Consider the following 19,939-nt stretch of genomic DNA (forward strand, 5'->3'; position numbering starts at 1 on the left):
TGTCCGGTGGGGGACGTTACCCCGGGGGGGGGACGCTTCCCGGGGGGCGTCCGTTTGACGGAAAAACAACCACCCCCCCTCACCCCCCCGGGGTGGGGGTGCCCAGGGGCCGTGGCTGTTCGTCTCGGTGCGCGGATCAGACGCCTGACGTGGCCGATTTCCTCCGCGCGTATAGCTCTGCCAGTGCGGCCTGGCGTCGTTCGTACGCCTCCACGTCCTGCGGCTCCAGCGGAACCTGGGGACCGCGGAACTCGGAGACCGTGCCGTCCCAGCGGGGACGGCACTGGTTGTTCGCCATCTCCACCGTCTCGCCGCCGCGCTGGGTCCACTGCGCCTTGCAGCCAGCCGGTGCCGACTGCTTGCGGGCCTCGCGGCGAGCAAGCTCCTCATTGCGTACGAGGACGTAGCGGTGGGCGAGGACACCTCCGTGCGTGCAGTGCTGGCCGGTGCCGCATCGCATGCATTCCTCGATGTGGGTGAGATAGGCCTGCCGAGCCGTCTTCAGGGTGACTCCCGCGTGGATACGGGCGACCGGGGCGACCGGAGCCGGAAGCGGCTTGGGGAGCACCTTGGTGGCACGACGGGACGCGGTGGTCGGGACCGCCTCGGTCAACCTCGTACGCCACGCGTCGACCGCAATGTCGATGGTGACCCGGCGGTTACTCCCAGGGGAGCAACGGCGCGGCGCGGTGGTGCCGGCGCGGCTGACGTGGTGCGGGACCAGTTTCGGGGTGCCCAGCATGCCGGTAATCGGGCACCAGCAGGAGCAGTCGGGGCAGACCACGTGCTCCTTGCCAGGGGTCAGGTCGATCTCATTGACCTTGAGGCCGGAGGCGACGATCGCCGGGCGGTGGTTGACCGCCTTGGTGCGAGTTTTGCGGCGGCGCTTCCGGGCCGTCGGCATCGTGGACGTCATCGTCATGAGGACTCCCATGTCAGGGCTGGGGGAGGGAGCGTCGCGGTGCTCTCTCCGCCCGTCAGGCCACACAGGTAGACCCCGGCATCCTGACGAGCGGACAACGCATCTGCGCTGCGACGTGCAGCAGGAGCCAGACAGCCAGGGGACTGACCCGGGGGATTTGGTGGAGCCATCAACCCCGGCCCTCCCCGTCAAGGGGAAGGGGCATCCTGCGGTGGTGCTCTTCTGAGGAACCGACGTTCCGGCTCCCTCATCCGACGCCGCCCGAGGGCGGTTCCGGGTGGGGGAGCCGGGCCCGAAAGCCCGGCGAAAGTGCAGTGAAGCTCAGATGCGGACCTTCACCCACTACCCGCCAGTGGCGATGGCCGCCCTGGCGAGGTGTGCTTCGAGCGCCTCGGGCGGAATGCGGATCGCTCCGCCGCGGGTCTTGGTGCCCTTCTGTCGTGGACGGCCGCTGCGGACCGCCTCGAGTTCACCGTCTTTGATCAGCCGGTAGACCGTGGCGGGGTGCACGCCGAGGGCGGCGGCGACTTCTTTTACGCGCAGCATGACGACCTCGCTTCGATCGGGCGCGCTCTCCATGAGCACAGAACTACTGTACTCATCAAACCAGTACAGTTGCAATAGCTTCAGATGCTCCTTGCCGTACTGACTCAGTTAGCAAGGCGATATAACCTGGGCGTACGGGGACCGCGATCAAGGAGGGGCGTATGGCGGGGGAGCGGACGCGCAAGTCATCCCCGCGCTTCACGCGCGAGCCGGGCCGTGGCCACAGCGAAGACCTCTCGCGCCGAGAAGCCGAGCGTGCCACGCTGCCGCTTGGCAGCCCTGTTGGGTCCTGGCGCGGCTCGCCGTTGACCGAACCAGCCTCGCAACACCCATGACCATGAAGACGCAGGGGCGCCCGCACTACCGGATACGGATCAGCTGAATGGCGAGACCACATGAGGACACCCGGCCCAGCCACAAACAGATCGCTGCCGAGCTGCGTGCCCTGATTCTGTCCGGAGACATGGCACCGGCAAGCAAGGTTCCGTCCGTCCGTGACCTGATCACTAAGTACGGCGTCGTCAACCAGACGATCCAGCGCGCTCTGAAGCTCCTCAAGGACGAGCAGCTCCTTGTCGGCAAGGCTGGCGCGGGCGTCTTCGTCTCGGGAACGACTCAGCAGGTCGTCGATCCCGCCTCGTACATGCCTCCCTCTCCAGAGGGTGCGCCGTACAGCTGGATCACTGAATCCGCGAAGCGCAAGCGGCAGGCGAGCACCGCGCTCCTCAATGTCACCGAGGACGAACCGCCGGCTCAGGTGGCGGAAGTCTTCGGCCTCGACAAGGGCAGCACCGCGGTCTTGCGCTGCCACCTCATGCTGCTCGATGGGGAACCGGCCGAGCTTGTTCACTCCTACTATCCAGCGGACATCGCCCACGGCACAGCGCTGGTCCATCGGCGCCCCATCAAAGGCGGCGCCGCAGCTCTCCTCGCCGAGATGGGCAACCCGCCGAAGAACGCCGTCGACCGAGTGTCCGTACGCGTTCCAACCCCCGAGGAAGTGCGTCTCCTGGAGCTCCCCGAGGACGTACCCGTCCTGCGGACGTTCCGGATCGTCACCACGGACACGAAATTGCCCATCGAGGTCTCGGTGATGGTCAAGGCCGGACACCTGTACGAGCTGCAGTATCGAGTGCCCCATCAACCGTGAGCTTGTTGCCCCATCTCGCATCTTGGCTCCTCCCTCCACGTGACCATTTGCCTCATCTGCCTCAACTGCTTAATCCCTACGGTCTGATGAGGGAGCATGACCACACGAGGTCCAGCAGCGGCCTGGTCCCGGACCAGTACCGGACATGAAGAGGACCGCTGCCGGACCAGGGGCTCTGCTCTGCTGCATTACCGACGTCTGCGGATGACACTCGGAATGCAGAGCGCTGAAACGTGACTCGGGAGGACCGGTGGCCGGCAACGCGCGCCAGGGAGATCCACGCACCCTGCTGGAGTGCTTACTGCGCGAGCAGCCAAAGACGTACGACGAGGTCGTACAGGACTTCGGGAACCTCGCCGCAGAGCTAGGGGAGAACGTCACCCTGAGCTCGCGGCACCTTCGCCGCCTCGCAAGCGGGCAGCGCGCCGGCACCACTCCCGTCATGCGCCGTGTTCTGCAGAACATGTTCGGAAAGCCGCTGGATGAACTCCTGGCTCCGTGGAACGGGCCGCTGCCAGCGGCGGATGGACCCAAGGGGCTGGTCCTCCCCACCAGCCGACCTACGGCGGACAAGGAGCTAATCGCAATGGCAGCGCAGCGAGCCAAAAGCTTCGCCCTCGCGGCAGGGCAGACCGACCTCACTCCGGATGTCCTGGACCAGGTCCACGCAGATGTCCAGCGGCTGGCTACGGAGTACCCGCAGCAGCCCCTGACCGAGCTACTCCCCGATCTCCTCACCACCCAGGACACCCTGTTCACGCTGCTCGAGCAGCAGCGTCGTCCTGCACAAGCGCGCCAGCTTTACTTCCTCGCCGGCGTGACCGGTGGGCTGCTGGCCAAGGCCAGCCACGACCTCTCCGATCCCCATGCTGCGCTCACCCAGGCCCGCACTGCATTCGTCTGCGCCGACAACGCCGACCACAACGGCCTTCGCGCGTGGATCCGCGGCCTTCAGAGCCTCGTTTCGTACTGGGCGGGCCGTACGCGGGAATCTGTTCGCTATGCCCAGTCGGGGGCCGAGTTCGCGGCGAACAACACGTCCAGCGTGTGGCTGCCCGTTAGTGAAGCCCGCGCCTGGGCCGCGCTCGGAAATGCCAACGCGACCCGCTCCGCGATCGAGAGGGCCGAAGCCGCCTGGGAGTCTGTTCAGGAGGACGAGGTCGATGAACTCGGCGGTCTCTGTGCTTTCGGCCGGGCACGCCAGCTCTACTATGCGGCCGAAGCTCTGTCCTGGCTCCCGTCCCAATCCGCCACTGCGACCGACTACGCGCAGCAGGCGGTGGGAGCGTATGAGGACGCCTCCTCACCGGAGTGGGCCTTCGGCGACCAGGCCGGCTCTCGCAGTGCCCTGGCCATTACCCGGATCCAGATGGGCGAACTCGAAGGCGCGGCCGAGGCCGTTTCCCCCGTCCTCGACCTGGTGCCCGAGCAGAGGATCAACGGCATCATCACCTGCACTCAGCGCGTCCACCGCGCCCTGCGTGACTCGCCTCTCGCCGAGGCTGGTTCGGAGCTGCAGGAACAAATCGAAATGTTCACCCGTACTCCCCTCAAATCCCTCCCCCGTTAGGAGAGTCTGTTGACGTACCCGATCCGCATCGTCGGAAGCCAGGTGGTCCTGCGCGAGTTCACCCTGGAAGACATCGACGATGTCCTCGGGATCGTCGGGGACGACAAGGTCACGGCGTGGCTGTCCTTCGACAGCCGCGACCGCGCCCAGGCCGCCGCCATGATTAAGGGGACGCTCGAACGTGCCCAACAGGAGCCGCGAACCGAGTTCTACCTCGCCGTGGCTAAACCTGCTGACGAAACACGCGTGATCGGGTTCGCACGGATCGGCTTGGCTGGTGTCAAGGCCGGGAAGCTTGGCTACGCCATCGCTGCCACGGAGTGGGGACACGGGTACGCAACCGACGCCGCCCGTGCGCTCACCTCGTACGCCTTCGCCGAGCTGGGGCTACACCGCATCAGCGCTGCCATCGGGCCGGACAACACAGCCTCGATCACGCTGGTGGAGAAACTTGGGTTCACCAAGGAAGGCGTGCTCCGCGATCACGTGTACACGAACGGCGCCTGGCGCGACAGCGTCCTGCATTCCGTGCTCGCCCACGAATGGAATGCCCACTAAAGCGACATTACGACGACCACGCGCCAGAGTAAGCAATCCGAGTGGGCGCAGCAAGCAACCTCCACATTGCAACTGTGCCACCTAAATGAGTACGGTTGCGCAGGAGTGTCGGAGCATCACCCCGAGGCTAGAGGGGGTTCATAGCCGTGCAGCAGGAAGTCCTCAAGGCGTTCCGTTTCACGCTGGATCCTCGTCCTGCCCAAGTGGAGGTGCTGCTCCGGCACGCCGGCGCAGCGCGGTGGGCGTTCAATCACGCGCTGGGGATGAAGGTGGCCGCCCACAAGGAGTGGCGGTCCCAGGTCCAAGCACTCGTCGACCAGGGGGTGCCGGAGGCGGAGGCGCGGCGGCGAGTGAAGGTGCCGGTGCCGTCGAAGCCTCAGATCCAGAAGCACCTGAACCTGATCAAAGGCGATTCACGCAAGGGCGGCCTGCCGGAGGGCGCGCTGGGGCCGGAGCGGCCGTGTCCGTGGTGGCATGAGGTGAACACGCACGCGTTTCAGTCGGCGTTCATCGACGCGGACCGGGCGTGGCAGAACTGGCTCGCCTCTCTGGCTGGGAAGCGGGCCGGCCGCGCGGTGGGCTATCCCCGGTTCAAGAAGAAGGGCCGCTGTCGGGATGCGTTTCGGCTGCATCACGATGTGAAGCGGCCCGGGATCCGGCCGGTGGGGTACCGCAGGTTGCGGCTGCCGACGGTGGGTGAAGTGCGGCTGTGCGACTCCGCGAAGCGTCTGGTGCGGCTGCTGGATCGTGGCCGTGCGCAGGTGCAGTCGGTGACTGTCTCGCGGGGTGGGCATCGCTGGTATGCGTCGGTGCTGTGCAAGGTCGTCGTTGAGCTGCCCGGCAAGCCGACGAAGGCCCAGGCCCGGCGCGGCACTATCGGTGTCGATCTCGGCGTGAAGTACCTCGCCGCGCTCTCCCAGCCCCTCGATGCGAGGGTGCCGGAGAGCCGGTTCGTGGACAACCCGCGGCACCTTATGAGGGCTGAGAAGCAGCTCGTGAAGGCGCAGAAGTCCCTGTCCCGGACGCAGAAGGGCTCGGCACGCCGACAGAAAGCGCGGCATCGTGTCGGCCGCCTGCACCACGAGGTGGCAGTGCGACGGGCCACGGCGCTGCACGCGATGACCAAACAGCTCGCGACCCGGTTCTCGACGGTGGCGGTGGAGGACCTGCACGTCGCCGGGATGACCCGCTCCGCCCGCGGCACCCGTGACACCCCCGGCAAGCGGGTCCGGCAGAAGGCTGGGCTGAACCGGGCAATCCTTGACGCCGCGCCCGGTGAAGTTCGCCAGCAGCTCACCTACAAGACCCGCTGGTACGGATCGAAGCTCGCGGTCCTGGACCGCTGGTTTCCCTCCAGCAAGACCTGCTCCGCGTGCGGATGGCAAAACCCACGCCTGACGCTCACGGACAGGACGTTCCACTGCGGCGGCTGCGGACTGGCGACGGACCGGGACGAAAACGCAGCCCGGAACATCGCCCGCCACGCCGTGATCTGTGATCTGCCTGTCGCCTCTGACACAGGGGAGACACGAAACGCTCGCCGAGCACCTGTAAGACCTCTCGTCCCGCAGGGCGGAAGGCGTAGTGCGCTGAAGCGAGAAGACACCGAGCCTCCGGGCGCGGTGCCACCCCAGCGGAGTGACCCGCTGGCGTCCCCGGCCACGCTGGGCACGCAGTCGCGTGAGTAAAAAGCCCACGTCACCAAGTGTCTAGTCCACGCGCACGAGGGACGGTCGGTCTCGACATGGTCAGGCTACGCCGCACCATCGTCTGGCCCACCCGCACAGGGGACGGCCGACCAGTCGGCACGAGTACCGGCGCAACGACTCGCCGATACGGCTGACTGCCGCATTTCACCGGAAGGAGGACGTTCCAGGTGTTACTCCTCAACGTAGGCGATCAGGATGACCGTCTCGCTGAACGCTACCTGCCGGTCGAGGAGCACGAGGCGGGACATGTTCCCGGACTGTATCCGCCGCCTTCGGTGTGCTCGGGCCCTGACGGGGGCCTGTTTCTACGGCTGACGAGGTGCTGCGGCGAAGGGGCGAGCAAGGTGGTCGGGCTTCTTGGGTTCGCCTTGCCTCGGCACCTCCCTGGCGGTGGTGGAGCCGACCGGATCGAGAGCTGCGAGGGCGGCCTGCAGGGTGGGTTCGCTTGCCGACCAGCCTCGGGGGATGGTAAGGCGCAACCGCTGGTGAGGCTCTTGCCCGATGCGTTTGGGCCGGCAGTCGAGTACGGGTACGAGCCCGTACTCCGTCCGGTGCAGGAGCACGGGGCGGCCGGCGCTGACCATGGTGATCAGCTCTTGGCGTGCGATGGGTCCGAGGGTCTGCTCGCGGGGGCGTCGTTTGTCGCGTCGGGTTCCGGTGACGACGAGTCCGTCGAGGGTCTCGGCGAGGGCGGCCCACTGCGCGTGGTAGTCCGCGGCCGGGTCGAAGGCGTCCTGGTAGGTGAGGAGTTCGCTGCCGGTGGGGAGCGCTGCGCGGATGGTGTCGATGCGGTGCTGCCAGCTGGGGCGCGTGAGGAATTCGGGGGGCGCGCTGAGGTACACGCGAACCGGGGTCCCGGGGGTGCGGCCGGCTGCGATCTGGTGCATGGCGCGTACGTACCCGCGGCGTCTGGCAGGTGTGGCGTAGCTGGTGATCGGCTGGTCGGGCGTGTCCATGGTGATCATCATGCCGTGGGTGGTTGCGGGGCGGGGGAGAGGCCGCCGGTGAATGTGGAGTTGTCGGTGTGTCAGGAGCCTACGGGGGCACAGCGACACGGTATGCGGTGCGTTCCCTCAGGAGTGTGCTGTGGGGGTAGAGTGATCTCGAATATCCCCTATACAGACTTGAGCCCCGCAGCCTTGAGCAAGCTGCGGGGCACCACGCGACCTAAAGTCGAAGGAGGTCACGTCGTGGTTCAGGGTACCCGTACCCTCCAGCAGGCACACACCAAGGCACCCGCCGTAGCAGCGACGCAGACGTCGCTCCGGCTGGGTGTCTTTTCTGCTCTTCCGCACCGGTCCGCGTGCGGGCACACCGCTTCCGCGGAGGTTGAGATGAGTTAGGTCTACTGGGCGGCCTTGCCGCCCTGGCCGCTGGGTGTTGGCGCACCCGTCGCGGCCTTCATGTCACGGCTCGGTTTGGCGACCGGGCCGGGGCCCTGATCAGACGGTTGGCGCCGGCTGATCGGCCGAAATATCAGGTTCTCCCCAGAACCAGCCCTACCGAAGTGGGGCTTTGTCGTACCCACCCCTAGGAGTGAGGACGTACCCATAATGCAGCATCGCGCTGCCCTAGGCCAGCAGCCCCATGCCCAAATGGCGTGTAACGCGCCACCCCCACCCACAAAATGCCCGTTTTGTCCGATCGTGCGGTCGGTTTTCGCTGTGCCGCGCGCGGCGGCGGTACGGGCTGTGCCCGTCGTCGGCCGGCGTGGGTGGTGGCGCCGGAGCGTGCGAGCGGTGGTTCGGCGGACCTCTCCGGCGGCGGCCCCGGTGCCCCGGTGTTCCCGCCAGGCGGGACCGGTCCGCAACACGGTGATTCGCGGGACGGGAGCGGCGGCTCGCGGAAATCTATCCACAGGCGCAGCGGGTGAAGGTCGGCAGATGACGACCTTGACCTCCGTCTTTCCTGCTCTGAGCCCGTCCGTCAGGCCTCGGCCGACGTCCGTACGCCTGTCCGTTGTGGCGGGGGTGTGCCGGTGAGCGCGGCTGCGGCGGTGGCCGCGTTCGAGTTCCGTGTGCCGGAGCCGCGGCGTAGGCGTACGCGTCTGGGGCCTGTTCCGGCTCAGGGCGAGCGGATGTCGAAGCGTGCGGCGGGGCATCCGTTGGCGCTGGGCAGGCATGCGCGTGCGCGACTGCGGGGCGCGGTACGCGCGCTGCTGGACGTCCCCGGTCTGGAGGGTGTGCCGGATGCGGTGCGTCTGGCGGTGCTGGTGCTGGCGTCGCGGACGCCGTCGGAGACCGGTGTGGTGGAGATCCGTACATCGGAGCTGGGTCGGTGGCTCGGTCTGTCCGCGTCGTACGTCGCCTCCGCGGTGCTGCCGGTGCTGCGTCGTTCGGGCGTGGTCTCCGTCGATACGGCGGAGGGCGAGTTCGGCCAGGACGACGGACTGGAGTGCCGGGTGCTGCCGCTGTGGGCGGCGCAGGACGTGGTCGGGCATCCGCTGAACCTGTCGAAGAAGGAGTACGCGACGCTGCTGCGGCTGATGGAGGCCGTGATGGCGCCGGGCTGGACGCACCGGGACGGCCGGGTGACACCGGCCGGGCTGCTCGGTTCGCGTACCGGCCGGGGCGCGGCGACGGACCGTTTGGCGCTGCTGCTGCTGGTGCTGGAGGCGCGGGAGACCGGGCGGGTGCGGCAGTGCGGCGGTGCGGTGGACATCCGGCGCGGCCGGGCGGCGGCGACGGTGGCGCGGCTGCTGGGCTGTAAGGCGTCGGCGGGGGAGCGGGTGCTGGAGCGCTTGGAGGCCCGGGGGCTGGTGCGCCGGGTGCGGGTGCAGACCGCATCTGATCTCGCTCACCGTACGCGGCTGGTGGTGCCGGCGGTCGCCGCCGCGCACGGCCGCACGGCGGCCGGCGTCGTCCGGGAGGACCGTGCGGAGGACCGGAAGTCCGACTCTTCAGACCCCGACGTTGCGGCAGGGGCAGGTGGGACACCGGAGACGGAGACGGATTCGCAGGTCAGCGGGGCGCCTGTGGCGGATGAGGCTGGTGTTGCAGAGCCCGACGCTGCGGCAAGCCTTCACGCTGACCACCCTGGTGTGGTTACTGAGGTGGGGGAGTGTGCAGGTGTTGGTGGGTTTTCCGGCTACGGCCGTGTGGGGTGCGGTGATCTGCCGGGACGCGCGGGTGCGCGCGAGGACCGGTCAGCGGACGACCAGGGTGGTGCCCGGCTGCGGCTTGCTGGCGGTATGGGCGGCCCGCTGCGCGGGGACAAGCCGAACAGTCTTCCCGTCCCCATCCCTCAGCAGAACGGACAGCCCCAGGCGGCCGTAGCGGGCCAAGCCTCGACCGAGACCCCCTCGGCGGGGCAGGAGCATGCGCGTATGTCCCGCACCAGGTCCGGTCTGGGGTGCGCCAGCGGTCCGCGGGGGAAAGTTCCGCGGCCGCGCGGCGACCTCGAAGCGGTCCTGGAGCCGGTGCGGGTGCTCTGGGACCGGCTGGACCGTGCCGGTGCCCGCCGCCTGGTCGAACAAGCGGTCCGCCGTGAACTGCGCTACGCCGCGGGCGTCGTCGGCCCGGACCGCGCCGCCGGGGTCCTGGCCGCGCGGCTGACGCGGCGTCTGGCGGCCCAGGCCGGCGGGCCGGACGCGGTGACCGACCCGGTCGGCTGGCTGCTCGGCCGCGGCCTGCCCCGCTCCAGCCAGTGCTTCGACGCCCGCTGCGACGAGGGCACCCTGATGCACACCGGCGACGCGTGCGAACGCTGCGTCGACCTGCTCACCGACCGGCGCCAGCGCCGTGCCCGCGTCGCCGGTCAGGTCCGCGCCGAGCTGCCCGATGCCGACTCCGAGACCCGTCGGCAGGCGGTGGAGGGTCGGCTGCGTGACGTGGTGGCCGCGGACTTGGCCCGGGATGAGCAGCGCCGTCGGCAGGCCGTCGAGGCCGAGGCCGCTCGTGCGACGGCCGCGCTGCGCGCCCAGGCCGAGGCGGAGATCGCCGAGCAGGCTCGGCGGGCACGGCCGTGCCAGGGGTGCGGGGCACCGGAGGCAGGCGGTCTGTGCCCGGTGTGCCGCGACGGCCAGGCCGTGGAGAACCACCTGGACGAAGCGATGCTCTGCGCGACCGCCGCCACCGCCGACCTCGACGACCCGGCCGACATCGAGGCCGTACGTAGCCAGGTGGTTGCCGAGGTGCGTGAGGAGATCCGCCTCAAGTGTCAGCAGGCCCGCGCCGCCGGCGGCACCGAACGCACCTTGGCCGTGATGGCCCGGCTTACTGCGGAGAGCGCCGCCGCCGACTACCGCGCCTCAGCCCTGGCCCTGCTCGCGCGCTTCCCCGAAGCCGACACCGAGGCCCGCATGGCCTACGAGGCGACGATGCGCTCCCGGCACCGCTACCCGACCCGCCAGGCCGCGAAGGCCGCCGCTGCCCACGCTGCCCAGCAGGCCCGGCACGCCACCGCTCGCCACCTGTTCAAGACCCGTACCCAGATCCTGCGCAGTATCGAGGCTCGGTCCGGGCAGCTCGCGGGCCAGCGGCCGGCACTGGATGCGTATGCGGCGGCCGCGGCGCGGGTGCGCGCCGCACAGCAGGCGCCCGGGTCCGCACCGGCGGCTGACGCTCCCGTGCGGACCCGGGAGAACGCCTCGGCCGGCTACCGGCGCGCCCTGGCCGCGCACACCACCGCGGTGCGGCAGTGAGCCGGCCTGAGGGAGCATCCCCGGCAGCGCGGGCGGCGCGGAGGCGGCGTCCCGGGAGACGGGCCGCATCCGGCTGCGGGCAGCGCAGAGCATCCCATCAGCGGTCGCACACCTGGCGTCGCCGTGTGGTCCGTAGGGCATGTGCGGCCGGGCGGGGCGGGAACGGCGGAACCGGGCTTCGCATGGGGTGGGCCGTGATGGAGTTTCGTGATCGAGCAGAAGGCAGTGGGGTGTGTGATGGCGGCTAAGGCGTTTTCGTGCAAGTGGCCGGCCGATGATGCGGAGGCCCGGAAGGGGCTGGAGGGGCTGGCGTTCGGTCTGCGGCTGGGCGGGATCAGGGCGTGGGTGGTGTACGACGCGGCTGATCACACGTATCAGTTGTTCGTCCCGGCCCGGCGGCACTGTGCGGCGTGTGACGCCCGGGTCACTGCTCCTCGTCGGTGAACGGCAGGGCGTCCTGTGCGTAGATGCGGCGTTCGTAGCTGGTGTTGAGCTCCCAGACGGCGAGGAAGACGCGGGGCAGCTTTTCGGGGCGCAGGCTCTTGGAGCAGACGGGGCGGTGGGCGATACGGCAGTACGCCGGCGGGGAGGCACCGACCCAGTTGACGGCGGCCCCGTCGTCGCAGACGACCCAGCGGCGGCCTTCGGGGACATCGCGCGCGGCCGGCCGGATGTCGGGTTCGAGGAGGATCCAGTGGCCGTATCCGGTCGGGAAGCGGTCTTGTTCACGCCCGCACGCGCGGCAGAGTGGTGGTGCGGGCGGGGCGGGCGCGTCGGCGTCTTCGGCTTCGGCCTGCCGGTGGTCGACGCCGGCTTCGGTGCGGCCCAGCAGGTGCTGCACAGCGCGCCGAACGGGTCTCCGCGCCAGGTAACGCCGACGTCGGCGGTACTGCAGCCTCGGCAGGTGCGCGGTTCGGACGTGTCCCCCATAACCGCAGGGTGACGGCGGCACGGCGGGGCTGCCAGATAGCTCTTGGCCAGGCGCGCCGGAGTGCGGAGGCATCTGGTGGTGACGGTGCCGGCACGGCGGACTGCTTACGGCAGGAGGGCAGTTTCACTCGGGCGCGTCGGCGCCGGCTTGCCACTTGCGATGGGTTGCCGCCCGGCGGCGGTGCTTACGCTCGCAGCTGTAGCAGACCCAGCCTTCCTCCACCGGGAGGACGGTGCCGTTGCGGCAGCCCGTCACCGCGCAGTCGGTCCGCTGCGGGCTGAACTCCAGCCGGAAGGGGTCTTCGTGCCGCGGCGCGGGCACCAGGTCGGCCGGACGGCGATGCAGGATGTGCGTTCCGTGCCGGACGGGGTCGAAATGGACCCACTCGGCCGGGAGCGCGTCGGTGACGCTGTTGGGCGGCCAGTGATTGGGACAGCGCTGCCGGATCCACCGCTGCAGGCTGGAGAAGTCCAGTACGTGCACGGTCCATACCCACATCGTGTCTCCGGCCGCCAGCACGCGCTGTCCTTCGCGCCCTCGCGGAGTGGGGATGTCCACTTCTTCCCAGCCGCCCTCTCCGGGCTGCCCGGCCAGCACTGCTGTGTCGCACCGCTCGTCCGTGGTCCCGGCGGCGCGTGCGACGCACCTGAGCGCATCCACGGTGGTGGGGGCCAGCCAGAGGCTGGTGGCGTGCCGCACCACGTGGCGTTGCGCACCGTCTTCGATCTTGATGTGCTGCTCGGCGACCTCGGTCTCGTCCGTGCCCTGGACTCGCGGGGTGAACAGCCCCGCATTGATCGCGTTGCGTGTCGCGACCCCCAGTCGGCGGCGGACGTCGTTCAGGTCCTCGTCGTCGTCCTGGTGCTCGGCCGTCGGGCACACCACCGGGTGCGGCAGCCGGCACCGGTCCAGTCCGCCGTCGCCGCGGTAGGCCACTCCGCCCTGGATGTGCCACCGGTACCGTTCGGGGAGCCGGGCGGAGGGCAGCTCAACCGTCAGCATGGGGATGCGCCCGCCATCGAACCGGTCGAAGTACTCCATCGGATGCCCGCAGTACACGCACTGTGCCTGCGCGTTGGCCCGCAGTTCCTGCGAGGCGTTGCTGCCCCAGACCCGCATGTTCCGCGGCATATGCGGTCGACGCGGCGTGCCGTCCCAATGGAAGCCCGAACTCTGCTGATGGCCCGTCATGGCATAGATATACGCCAGAAAGCCTCTCCAGGCGGTCGAAATCGCAATGCGAGACCGGGACAGCATTCACGGACGCAGGTGGACCGCGGCCGTCGGCAGGAGGCCACGGAGGTAGAGGATCTTGCCGTCCTGGAAACGGCTGCACCCCCGAGCACCAGCGCGAGGGCGTGTGACGAAGCCGTGATCAGGCGGACGGAGCAATGAACCGGCAGTACGAGGGTTCCAGGAGCAGGGGGCAGGAGGCCCCCACCTTGACCCGGGGGGACTTCAGGACGCGTACGGTGGCTTCCTTCGCGTGCGGGCCGCTGGTCCAGTAGATGCCGTTGCGGTGGAGCTCCAGCACTGTCTCGGCGCCCTGTGCCACTGCCGAGGGAACGTGCTGGATGCTCATCTCCTCGCCCTCCTCGTCGGTGAGGGCGCGCGCTGTCACCAGGACAGGGACCTGGTATTCCTCGGCGATCCGCTGGATCTGCGACATGCTGCTCGCCAGGTCAAGGCCGTCGTCGGTGATCTGGCTGAAGTGCTGGACGGTGTCGAGCACCCACAAATCCAGCGTGCTCCGGTCGCCGGCCGCGGCGATACGGCCCGCCTTGAAGTACTTCTCTACCGGCTCTTCCGACTTTCTGTCCTGGGTGTAGAGCTTGAGCCGGCTGACTTCTTCGACGGAGCGTGCCTTGAAGTCCTCCCAGCCGCCTGGCGGTTCCTCCCGCCGCGCGAGATCGAAGCCGTACTTGGCTGCCACGATCTTTTCCCGCATGTCCCGCTTGCTGAGCTCGCCGCAGGTGAACAGTACGCTCCGTCCCTGTTCGGCGTGGTGCAGGGCAATGTTCAAGGCCATCGTCGACCTGCCCGCCGTGGGCAAGGAAACCAGCGCGGTGACTGATCCCGGCTCGAACCTGAACAGCTCGCTGGCCTTCGGCCAGGGGGCATCATCGTCCGGTGCCGCAGTGGCCCAGGGGTGCGCCTGCGGCCCGGTCGGATCAGGCTCTGGTGCATCGGGTCCCTGGGCATCGGCTGCGGCCGGCCAGGCGTGTACCGGCGGCTGAGCCTGCCGAGCCGGTTTCTCCATCATGTCGGCCTGCCACATGACCTTGCTGAAGAACACCTCGCCGATAGCCGAGAGCGGCAGGTTCCACGGTCGGCCGAAGGGCTTGACGTCCCAGCCGTTGGCGCGTGCCCGGTCGGCGGAGGCGCTGATCCGGCCGACGGTGCTGTTGGCGGCCTGCCGCTTGTTCACCCCGCCGCGCTGGTAGTAGGCCGCGGAATCCTTGGCCGCCCGGTAGATGAAATTGAACACCTGCCCGAGGCTGAAGGTGGCGAGCGCGTCTTCCAACGCGGCGCGGGTGCCCTCGCCCTGCTTCATCTCAAGGTGATGTTCGCCCAGCTTCATGTCGAGGTAGGCAGCGGCGTCGGCCAGGGCCAGCTCGCTCCACAACTTCTGCCACTGATCCAGCCAGGGAGCGGGCCAGGGCCCCTCCCGGAAGACGCGGTTGAGCGCGCCCAGGAGCCGCGGGGCCCGATCGGCCAAAACATCCTCCGGCCCGAGCAGGTGATAACTCACCCGGCCGAGATAGAAGGTGCCCTCAACCTTGTCCCCGTCCGTCACGAAGGCATTGGGATGGGAATCCGGGTGCGGCTGAATCGTCTGCAGGTCGGCGTGCAGCAGACGGCGCTCATAGTCCCAGCGCAAAGTGTCAGGCGCCCAGCGGCGCTCCTTGGGCCAGATGTCCGACGGGGTGGTGAGCCCTGCGTCCTCCACCGCGGGGTCACTGAACAGAGCGTGCAGAGCAACGGCCTGGAAGAGAGTAAGGTCAGCCGGCTCCAGCGGAGCATCACAGTAGACGGGAAACGCTTCCCGGATCTGCTTGCGGCGCCGCGCGTCCCGCTCTGCTGCCGTTCGGGCACGCTCGGCCTCCACCGCCGCCCGGCACGAGCCGCACTGGGTATTGCCCTGACGGATGACCTGCCCGAACTCGGTGCGGTTGGCCACCTCGTAGGGTCGTTCGCACTGGGGACAGATCACGTCCATGACGAGAGCCCGCCCGCAGGTCTGCACGATGCGGGTCATGTCCTGCGGCTTCAACCCGTGGGCTTCTCGCACAGCGGCGACGGTCTGCACCCAGGACTCCGCGTCCTCCGCAAGATGCCAGTACGCCTGATAGGCGGCCGCCTCATCAGGATCGTCGGTCTCAAGCTCGAGGTGTATACGGTCCACGGTCCCCCCACGGCAACGTCGGCGAAGCCTCCAGTATCCCGACACCACTGACAACGCTCACCAAGTGATCAGAGTAATGGGACCATGTGTTCGTATCCCGCGCGCGTAGGACACCACCTGTAGCCGTCGGCACGGTGGATGCTGGTCACAGCATCCGGCCTTTATACGTGCCTAGGTCGGAGCTGGGATGAGGGCCCGGAATCAGGTGGGCCCATCGCTGGTCGGCTCCTTGCGTGGTCAGGCCCCGCCACTCGGGGCTTGGCCGTTCACACTCGGTGCCGAAGCTGGAGGGCTGGAGACCATTGCCTGAACCAGAGCCGTCACGACGTCCGCTCGCTGGGAATCATCCAGCTCGGCGTCTCTGATCAGCCGCTCGGCTGCCAGGTACCGGGAGAATTCCAGCGGCTGGTCGAAATATGCCCGGAGATGAGTTGCTGCAACTTCTTGGGACCGGACGAATGTGCGGCTCACGAAACCTGCGAGCGCTGCCGATACCGCCCCCAGGGCGCCAGCAATGACACTGCCGGTCGTGGTACTCGCATTCAGGGCGACAGTGACGAAGGCGACGAGCAAAACAAAGCCCGCCACCATGGCAAACTGCGCATTGCGAAAAGATCGCCTTGCCTGGCCCGTTGCGATATCGTGATACAGGTCCAAACGGCTATGGGTCACCGCCCACAGTTCCGGCAGTGCCAGCCGCATTGGGGTGGGTGTGGGCTGCGCCAGGGGCTCACGGTACGGCAGTCCGGTGTCAGGCTCCAGGTCGTCTGGGGCGGTTGCGACGCCGGGGCCTTCGCGACCTGCGTGGGTGATGCGCAGAGCTGCTTCAAGGTCTCGTTCCGCAGCTCGTACCCGTTGGCGCCCCTCATCGACCCGACGTTCTTCGCGAGTGCCTAATTGCCGTACTAGGAGAGCCACAATACAAAGCTCTACACCGACTCCCATCGCCCCGAAGCCGAACCTTCTGTAGCTTTCTTGCTCAGCCTCCATTGCGATAACGCCGAGAAGGGCTATGACTATACTGGCTGCCGTTGCGAAGAAAATAAGAAGGAATCTGCGTGGGGAACTGCTTTCCGATTGCCTTGCCCGCTCTGCTTCGTCTTGGTTTCGCATAGTCGAACATCGTCGTGCATCCGGTGGTATCGCGTCCACCTTTTCGTCAACTTGACCTGCGTCGCACTGACTGCAACGAGTGCGGCGGCAAGGCAAGCGACCCAACCCGCGTCAGGCACGAGAACCGCTGAGGCAGTGATGTGTCATCGGCCTTGCGTGGCTGGCACGAGGTGACGAAGGCGCGGTGCTGACTGAAGACCGCATTAATAAGGCGGGCCCGGGGCGCCTGCTGCCTCCGATACCGAGGAGCACGGGCCCGAAGGGACAGAAGGCGACCGTCACCGCCGTTGACGCCTGCCGAGCGTGGGCAAGCCACCGAGGACGGTGTGCACGCTGCTGCTCGGCTCACACGCAGTGCGCGGCGGCAGAGGCGTCGGCCGCCAGGAAGAAGGGGCCGGTGGGCCGTCCGGGGAGCGTCGAGCTCGGTCCGGACGAGGCACCGCAGTTCCTTTCGCGCTTCCTCCGGTTCGCCCCGGCCGGTCGGCTCGCGCAGCGCACCCCGCAACCTGCCGCTCATCTTCAGGAGCAGATGCGGGCTGTGCGGTAGGGACAGACGGTGGTGCCGTACTCGGTGTTCCTCGGACACTTCCCGGGAAGACCGTCATAGGCTCGTGCCATCCTGTCCGGATGGGAAGAGCCTCACGCCGCCGAGCACAGCACCGCACGCGACCCACTCGGCCCCGCACCGCTGTGGTAACCCGCACCCTGACCCCGGAGGATGCGCCCACGGTCAGGCAACTGCTCACCGGAGCGGTCCAACCGTTCAGTGCCCCCACACTCGACCTGTACCTGCATCATCCCTCGCCGGAAAACTCCTACGCCCGAGGGCTGATGGCCGAGGTCGACGGCGAACCCGCCGCGGTCGCCCTGGCCATCGGCAAGGCTCTGGACCTGCCCGACGCCGGAGTGGCCAAGGAGACAGCGCTGCGCCGGCTGCTGTGGCTGGACGCCCTGGGCGTTCGCCCTGACCTCCAGGGGCGGGGCATCGGCCGCACTCTGGTCACCGTGCTCAGCGACCAGGCACGCGCCGATGGATATCGGCTGCTGGTCACCAACCTTGCGGCGGAACGCCACGACCTGGTTCCCGTCTACACGCGGTGGGGCTGGAACGTCGGCACTGTCGCGGCCGGCGTACCCGTGCACAGCGGGCAGGGGCCCCTGGTGCTGAATGAGAACCCGGCGGCCCGCACCGCCTGGCTGCCGCTCCAGCGGTCCGTCCGGCTGTCCGGCGTCGCGCTCACCGGCGTCTTCGACTGACTCGGCCAAACCAGGTGGAAGACCAAGCTCCTCGCGCTCCAGGCTCCGGGCTGGCTGCCGGGAGCGAATAGTGCGCCCGCCACCGCGTGGCCGGAGAGGTCGCGTAATGAACCAGATTCCCCAGGAACCGTCCGAGCTGAACGCCTGGTGGCGTGAGGCGGTCGGCGAAGATCTGGCCTACTGGGTGCAGCCCGTCCGGCTCGACGCCGGCAGGCGGCTGCACGTGCGGTGCCTGACACGGGCCTGGTCGATCCAGATGAAGCTGCTCGGCCAGCCGGTGACGGCGCGCCTGAACGCGGCGTATCCCGAGCTGGCCGTAGCGGGGCTCGTCGCGGCGGCCGCGCCCCTTCGCCTCCTGGTCCTCGGGCCGGCGCACTGGCCGCACCACGAACTGCTGACCGCGTCGTTGGAGACCGCCTGGCACGACGTCACCCAGCTGTACGGCACCACGACCTCCTCCGTGTTCGTGCACGCGATGGACTGCGCCCTCGGTGCCCAGGTGGCCGTCTGGGCACGGTTCGCCGGGCACAGCGCCGAAGGACATGCTCCCGACTGGGATACCTGCGCACCCGACTGCCCCGCCGCGGACCCGGAACACCGCGTGCAGCGGGCAGACCGGACGACGTTCTGCCGGACCGCAGGGCGACGCCTGAACCGACAGATGATCGACCTGGGCGCCGACACGATCCTCGCCCTTGTCCCAGCCGACCCGACCTCGGCCCGCCGCCTCGCTGCCGACCTGCGGTACGCACATGCCGCACAGGTTCCGGTGTGGGAGGTTCACGCGCCTGGTGCGCCACCGCGCAGCTCGTGAGCCGTCGCTCCGCCGCTGCCTCCACCACGTCCCGGCTGTCGCGTTCCATCCGGGGACCGGGCATCTGGATCTGCGCCCGGACTCCTCGGCTACGTCACTCAGCTGAGCCTGATCACCGCGCGGATCATCGCCACGGCGAACAGCACGGTCCGCACCGACGCGGTCCGCACCGTGCGGGTCCTGCCCCTAGGGATCTCGCCCGCGCCACGGACCGCGCCGGAAGCCCGGGCCGCCGCGCTGGACGCTCCGCAGGCGCTGGTGAAGACGCGCGAGATGGGATCTCCCGGCTTCCATCAGGCGTTCGCCGCGCACCACAGGCCGTCGTGCCACCGAGCCGCGCCGACCCGTCGATCGCGAAGGCGGTGGAGCGCCAGATCCGGGCGATGCGGGCGCTCAGCCTCCAGGCGTTCCCCGAGCCGGAGGCAGTGGCCGACGGCCAGCCGGCTCCGATCGAGCAGGCCCGCACCGAGCGCCGCCGCCAGGCCGACGTCTCCCACGCCGCGGCCCTGCGCCGGGCCCGAGCGGAGCGTGCAGCGCGTGAAGCCGGAGCAGCGGCCGTGGCGGCTCCGCACCAAAGGCCCGCATGAGGCGGGTTGACCGGATCTCTGGGTTAGTGGCTCGCCGTCCCGGCACACTGGAGGAGCGACGACGACAGGAGGTGCCGAATGAGCGACCAGCCGCCGCCGGAGCTGCCGCCCGAGGAGGGGCCCAGCATCACCGCGCACGTCACGGCCACAGGCGCCACCGCGGACTACCTGCGCCAGCTGGCAGCGGTCACCGGCCAGTCCCCGGAAGCGGTCACCATCCAGTGGGCCGCCGGCCAAGTCGTCGTCCCCGACACGGCACTCGCAGACGACCCGGCCGTACCCGACTGGCCCGCATTGTTCGACGGCCCACCGGACCTGTCCGAACACACCCACACGTACCTGCGCCGGTGACCACTGCGCCGGCCTTCGCCGTCGCCGACACCTCGGTCCTGCTCGCGGTCTTCAACGCCCGGGACCGTAACCACCGCGCCGCCCGCGAAGTGCTGGGCATGCCCCGCACGCTGGTCATCTCCCCCCTGTGCCTGGCCGAACTGGACTACCTGCTGACCCGGCAGGCCAGCGAGCGGGCCGCGCTCGGCGCGGTACGCCACCTGACCACCCTGGCCCGCCTCGGCCGCACACAGATCGCCGACGTGGACGGCGACCTGCTCGCCGAAGCCGAAGCCCTAATGACCACCCACGAGGGCCACGCCCTCGGCCTGGCCGACACCGTCAACGCCGCCCTGGCCTGGCGCCTGCGCCGCCCCCTGATCCTCACCTTCGACCGGCACTAC

Annotated in this window: 18 protein-coding genes; 11 read left to right on the top strand and 7 right to left on the bottom strand. The window is 69.0% G+C overall.

From position 1 onward, the window contains the following. Nucleotides 1-136: 136 nt before the first annotated feature. Entirely contained in the window at nucleotides 137-922 is a 786-nt protein-coding gene (locus ACZ4Z1_RS36655; RefSeq protein ID WP_468491006.1) for a hypothetical protein, read from the bottom strand. A 342-nt stretch (nucleotides 923-1,264) separates the two neighbouring features. After that, entirely contained in the window at nucleotides 1,265-1,501 is a 237-nt protein-coding gene (locus tag ACZ4Z1_RS36660; RefSeq protein ID WP_468491025.1) for a helix-turn-helix domain-containing protein, read from the bottom strand. Nucleotides 1,502-1,850: 349 nt separating this feature from the next. Between ACZ4Z1_RS36660 and ACZ4Z1_RS36665 the strand changes: the two genes are divergently transcribed. The 4 genes from ACZ4Z1_RS36665 to ACZ4Z1_RS36680 all read left to right on the top strand — a co-directional run bounded on the left by ACZ4Z1_RS36665 (nucleotide 1,851) and on the right by ACZ4Z1_RS36680 (nucleotide 6,434). Further along, nucleotides 1,851-2,618, top strand: coding sequence for a GntR family transcriptional regulator (locus ACZ4Z1_RS36665; RefSeq protein WP_468491007.1), 768 nt, complete (start codon nucleotides 1,851-1,853; stop codon nucleotides 2,616-2,618). 250 nt (nucleotides 2,619-2,868) lie between these two features. Further along, nucleotides 2,869-4,188, top strand: a complete 1,320-nt coding sequence (locus tag ACZ4Z1_RS36670) for a hypothetical protein (protein WP_468491008.1) — start codon at nucleotides 2,869-2,871, stop codon at nucleotides 4,186-4,188. A 9-nt stretch (nucleotides 4,189-4,197) separates the two neighbouring features. Next, nucleotides 4,198-4,746: a GNAT family N-acetyltransferase gene (locus ACZ4Z1_RS36675; protein ID WP_468491009.1), complete on the top strand. Its 549-nt coding sequence runs from the start codon at nucleotides 4,198-4,200 to the stop codon at nucleotides 4,744-4,746. A 146-nt stretch (nucleotides 4,747-4,892) separates the two neighbouring features. After that, complete coding sequence (locus ACZ4Z1_RS36680; protein ID WP_468491010.1) at nucleotides 4,893-6,434, top strand: RNA-guided endonuclease InsQ/TnpB family protein; 1,542 nt, start codon at nucleotides 4,893-4,895, stop codon at nucleotides 6,432-6,434. Between the two features lie 326 nt (nucleotides 6,435-6,760). On the opposite strand, the gene ACZ4Z1_RS36685 is transcribed toward ACZ4Z1_RS36680, so the two are convergent. Further along, entirely contained in the window at nucleotides 6,761-7,411 is a 651-nt protein-coding gene (locus tag ACZ4Z1_RS36685; protein WP_468491011.1) for a hypothetical protein, read from the bottom strand. Nucleotides 7,412-8,532: 1,121 nt separating this feature from the next. On the opposite strand from ACZ4Z1_RS36685, the gene ACZ4Z1_RS36690 reads away from it, so the two are divergent. Both ACZ4Z1_RS36690 and ACZ4Z1_RS36695 read left to right on the top strand, forming a co-directional pair. Next, entirely contained in the window at nucleotides 8,533-11,097 is a 2,565-nt protein-coding gene (locus tag ACZ4Z1_RS36690; protein ID WP_468491012.1) for a hypothetical protein, read from the top strand. 207 nt (nucleotides 11,098-11,304) lie between these two features. Further along, on the top strand, nucleotides 11,305-11,541 hold the full coding sequence (locus ACZ4Z1_RS36695) for a hypothetical protein (RefSeq protein ID WP_468491013.1): 237 nt from the start codon (nucleotides 11,305-11,307) through the stop codon (nucleotides 11,539-11,541). Here ACZ4Z1_RS36695 and ACZ4Z1_RS36700 read toward each other — a convergent pair. From ACZ4Z1_RS36700 to ACZ4Z1_RS36715, 4 genes are all read right to left on the bottom strand, one after another. Continuing rightward, a complete protein-coding gene (locus tag ACZ4Z1_RS36700; protein ID WP_468491014.1) occupies nucleotides 11,522-11,938 on the bottom strand; it encodes a DUF6083 domain-containing protein in 417 nt (138 codons plus the stop codon). The two genes, ACZ4Z1_RS36695 and ACZ4Z1_RS36700, sit on opposite strands and share 20 nt — an antisense overlap. A gap of 213 nt (nucleotides 11,939-12,151) precedes the next feature. Continuing rightward, complete coding sequence (locus tag ACZ4Z1_RS36705) at nucleotides 12,152-13,147, bottom strand: DUF6083 domain-containing protein (RefSeq protein ID WP_468491015.1); 996 nt, start codon at nucleotides 13,145-13,147, stop codon at nucleotides 12,152-12,154. A gap of 256 nt (nucleotides 13,148-13,403) precedes the next feature. Next, on the bottom strand, nucleotides 13,404-15,434 hold the full coding sequence (locus ACZ4Z1_RS36710; RefSeq protein WP_468491016.1) for a DnaB-like helicase C-terminal domain-containing protein: 2,031 nt from the start codon (nucleotides 15,432-15,434) through the stop codon (nucleotides 13,404-13,406). Nucleotides 15,435-15,671: 237 nt separating this feature from the next. Continuing rightward, the gene (locus ACZ4Z1_RS36715; RefSeq protein WP_468491017.1) at nucleotides 15,672-16,136 is read right to left on the bottom strand and encodes a TRADD-N-associated membrane domain-containing protein; all 465 of its coding nucleotides are present in this window, start codon (nucleotides 16,134-16,136) and stop codon (nucleotides 15,672-15,674) included. Between the two features lie 1,038 nt (nucleotides 16,137-17,174). Between ACZ4Z1_RS36715 and ACZ4Z1_RS36720 the strand changes: the two genes are divergently transcribed. From ACZ4Z1_RS36720 to ACZ4Z1_RS36740, 5 genes are all read left to right on the top strand, one after another. Next, nucleotides 17,175-17,804 (top strand): GNAT family N-acetyltransferase, encoded by a 630-nt coding sequence (locus ACZ4Z1_RS36720; RefSeq protein ID WP_468491018.1) that lies wholly within the window; start codon nucleotides 17,175-17,177, stop codon nucleotides 17,802-17,804. Nucleotides 17,805-17,910: 106 nt separating this feature from the next. Beyond that, nucleotides 17,911-18,618, top strand: coding sequence for a DciA family protein (locus ACZ4Z1_RS36725; protein WP_468491019.1), 708 nt, complete (start codon nucleotides 17,911-17,913; stop codon nucleotides 18,616-18,618). Nucleotides 18,619-18,941: 323 nt separating this feature from the next. Next, nucleotides 18,942-19,205 (top strand): hypothetical protein, encoded by a 264-nt coding sequence (locus tag ACZ4Z1_RS36730; protein ID WP_468491020.1) that lies wholly within the window; start codon nucleotides 18,942-18,944, stop codon nucleotides 19,203-19,205. A gap of 78 nt (nucleotides 19,206-19,283) precedes the next feature. Next, a complete protein-coding gene (locus ACZ4Z1_RS36735; RefSeq protein ID WP_468491021.1) occupies nucleotides 19,284-19,556 on the top strand; it encodes a hypothetical protein in 273 nt (90 codons plus the stop codon). After that, the coding region (locus tag ACZ4Z1_RS36740) for a type II toxin-antitoxin system VapC family toxin (RefSeq protein ID WP_468491022.1) at nucleotides 19,553-19,939 on the top strand (387 nt) is incomplete at its 3' end. The genes ACZ4Z1_RS36735 and ACZ4Z1_RS36740, both read left to right, overlap by 4 nt.

This window comes from Streptomyces sp. NPDC030165, assembly GCF_055573595.1.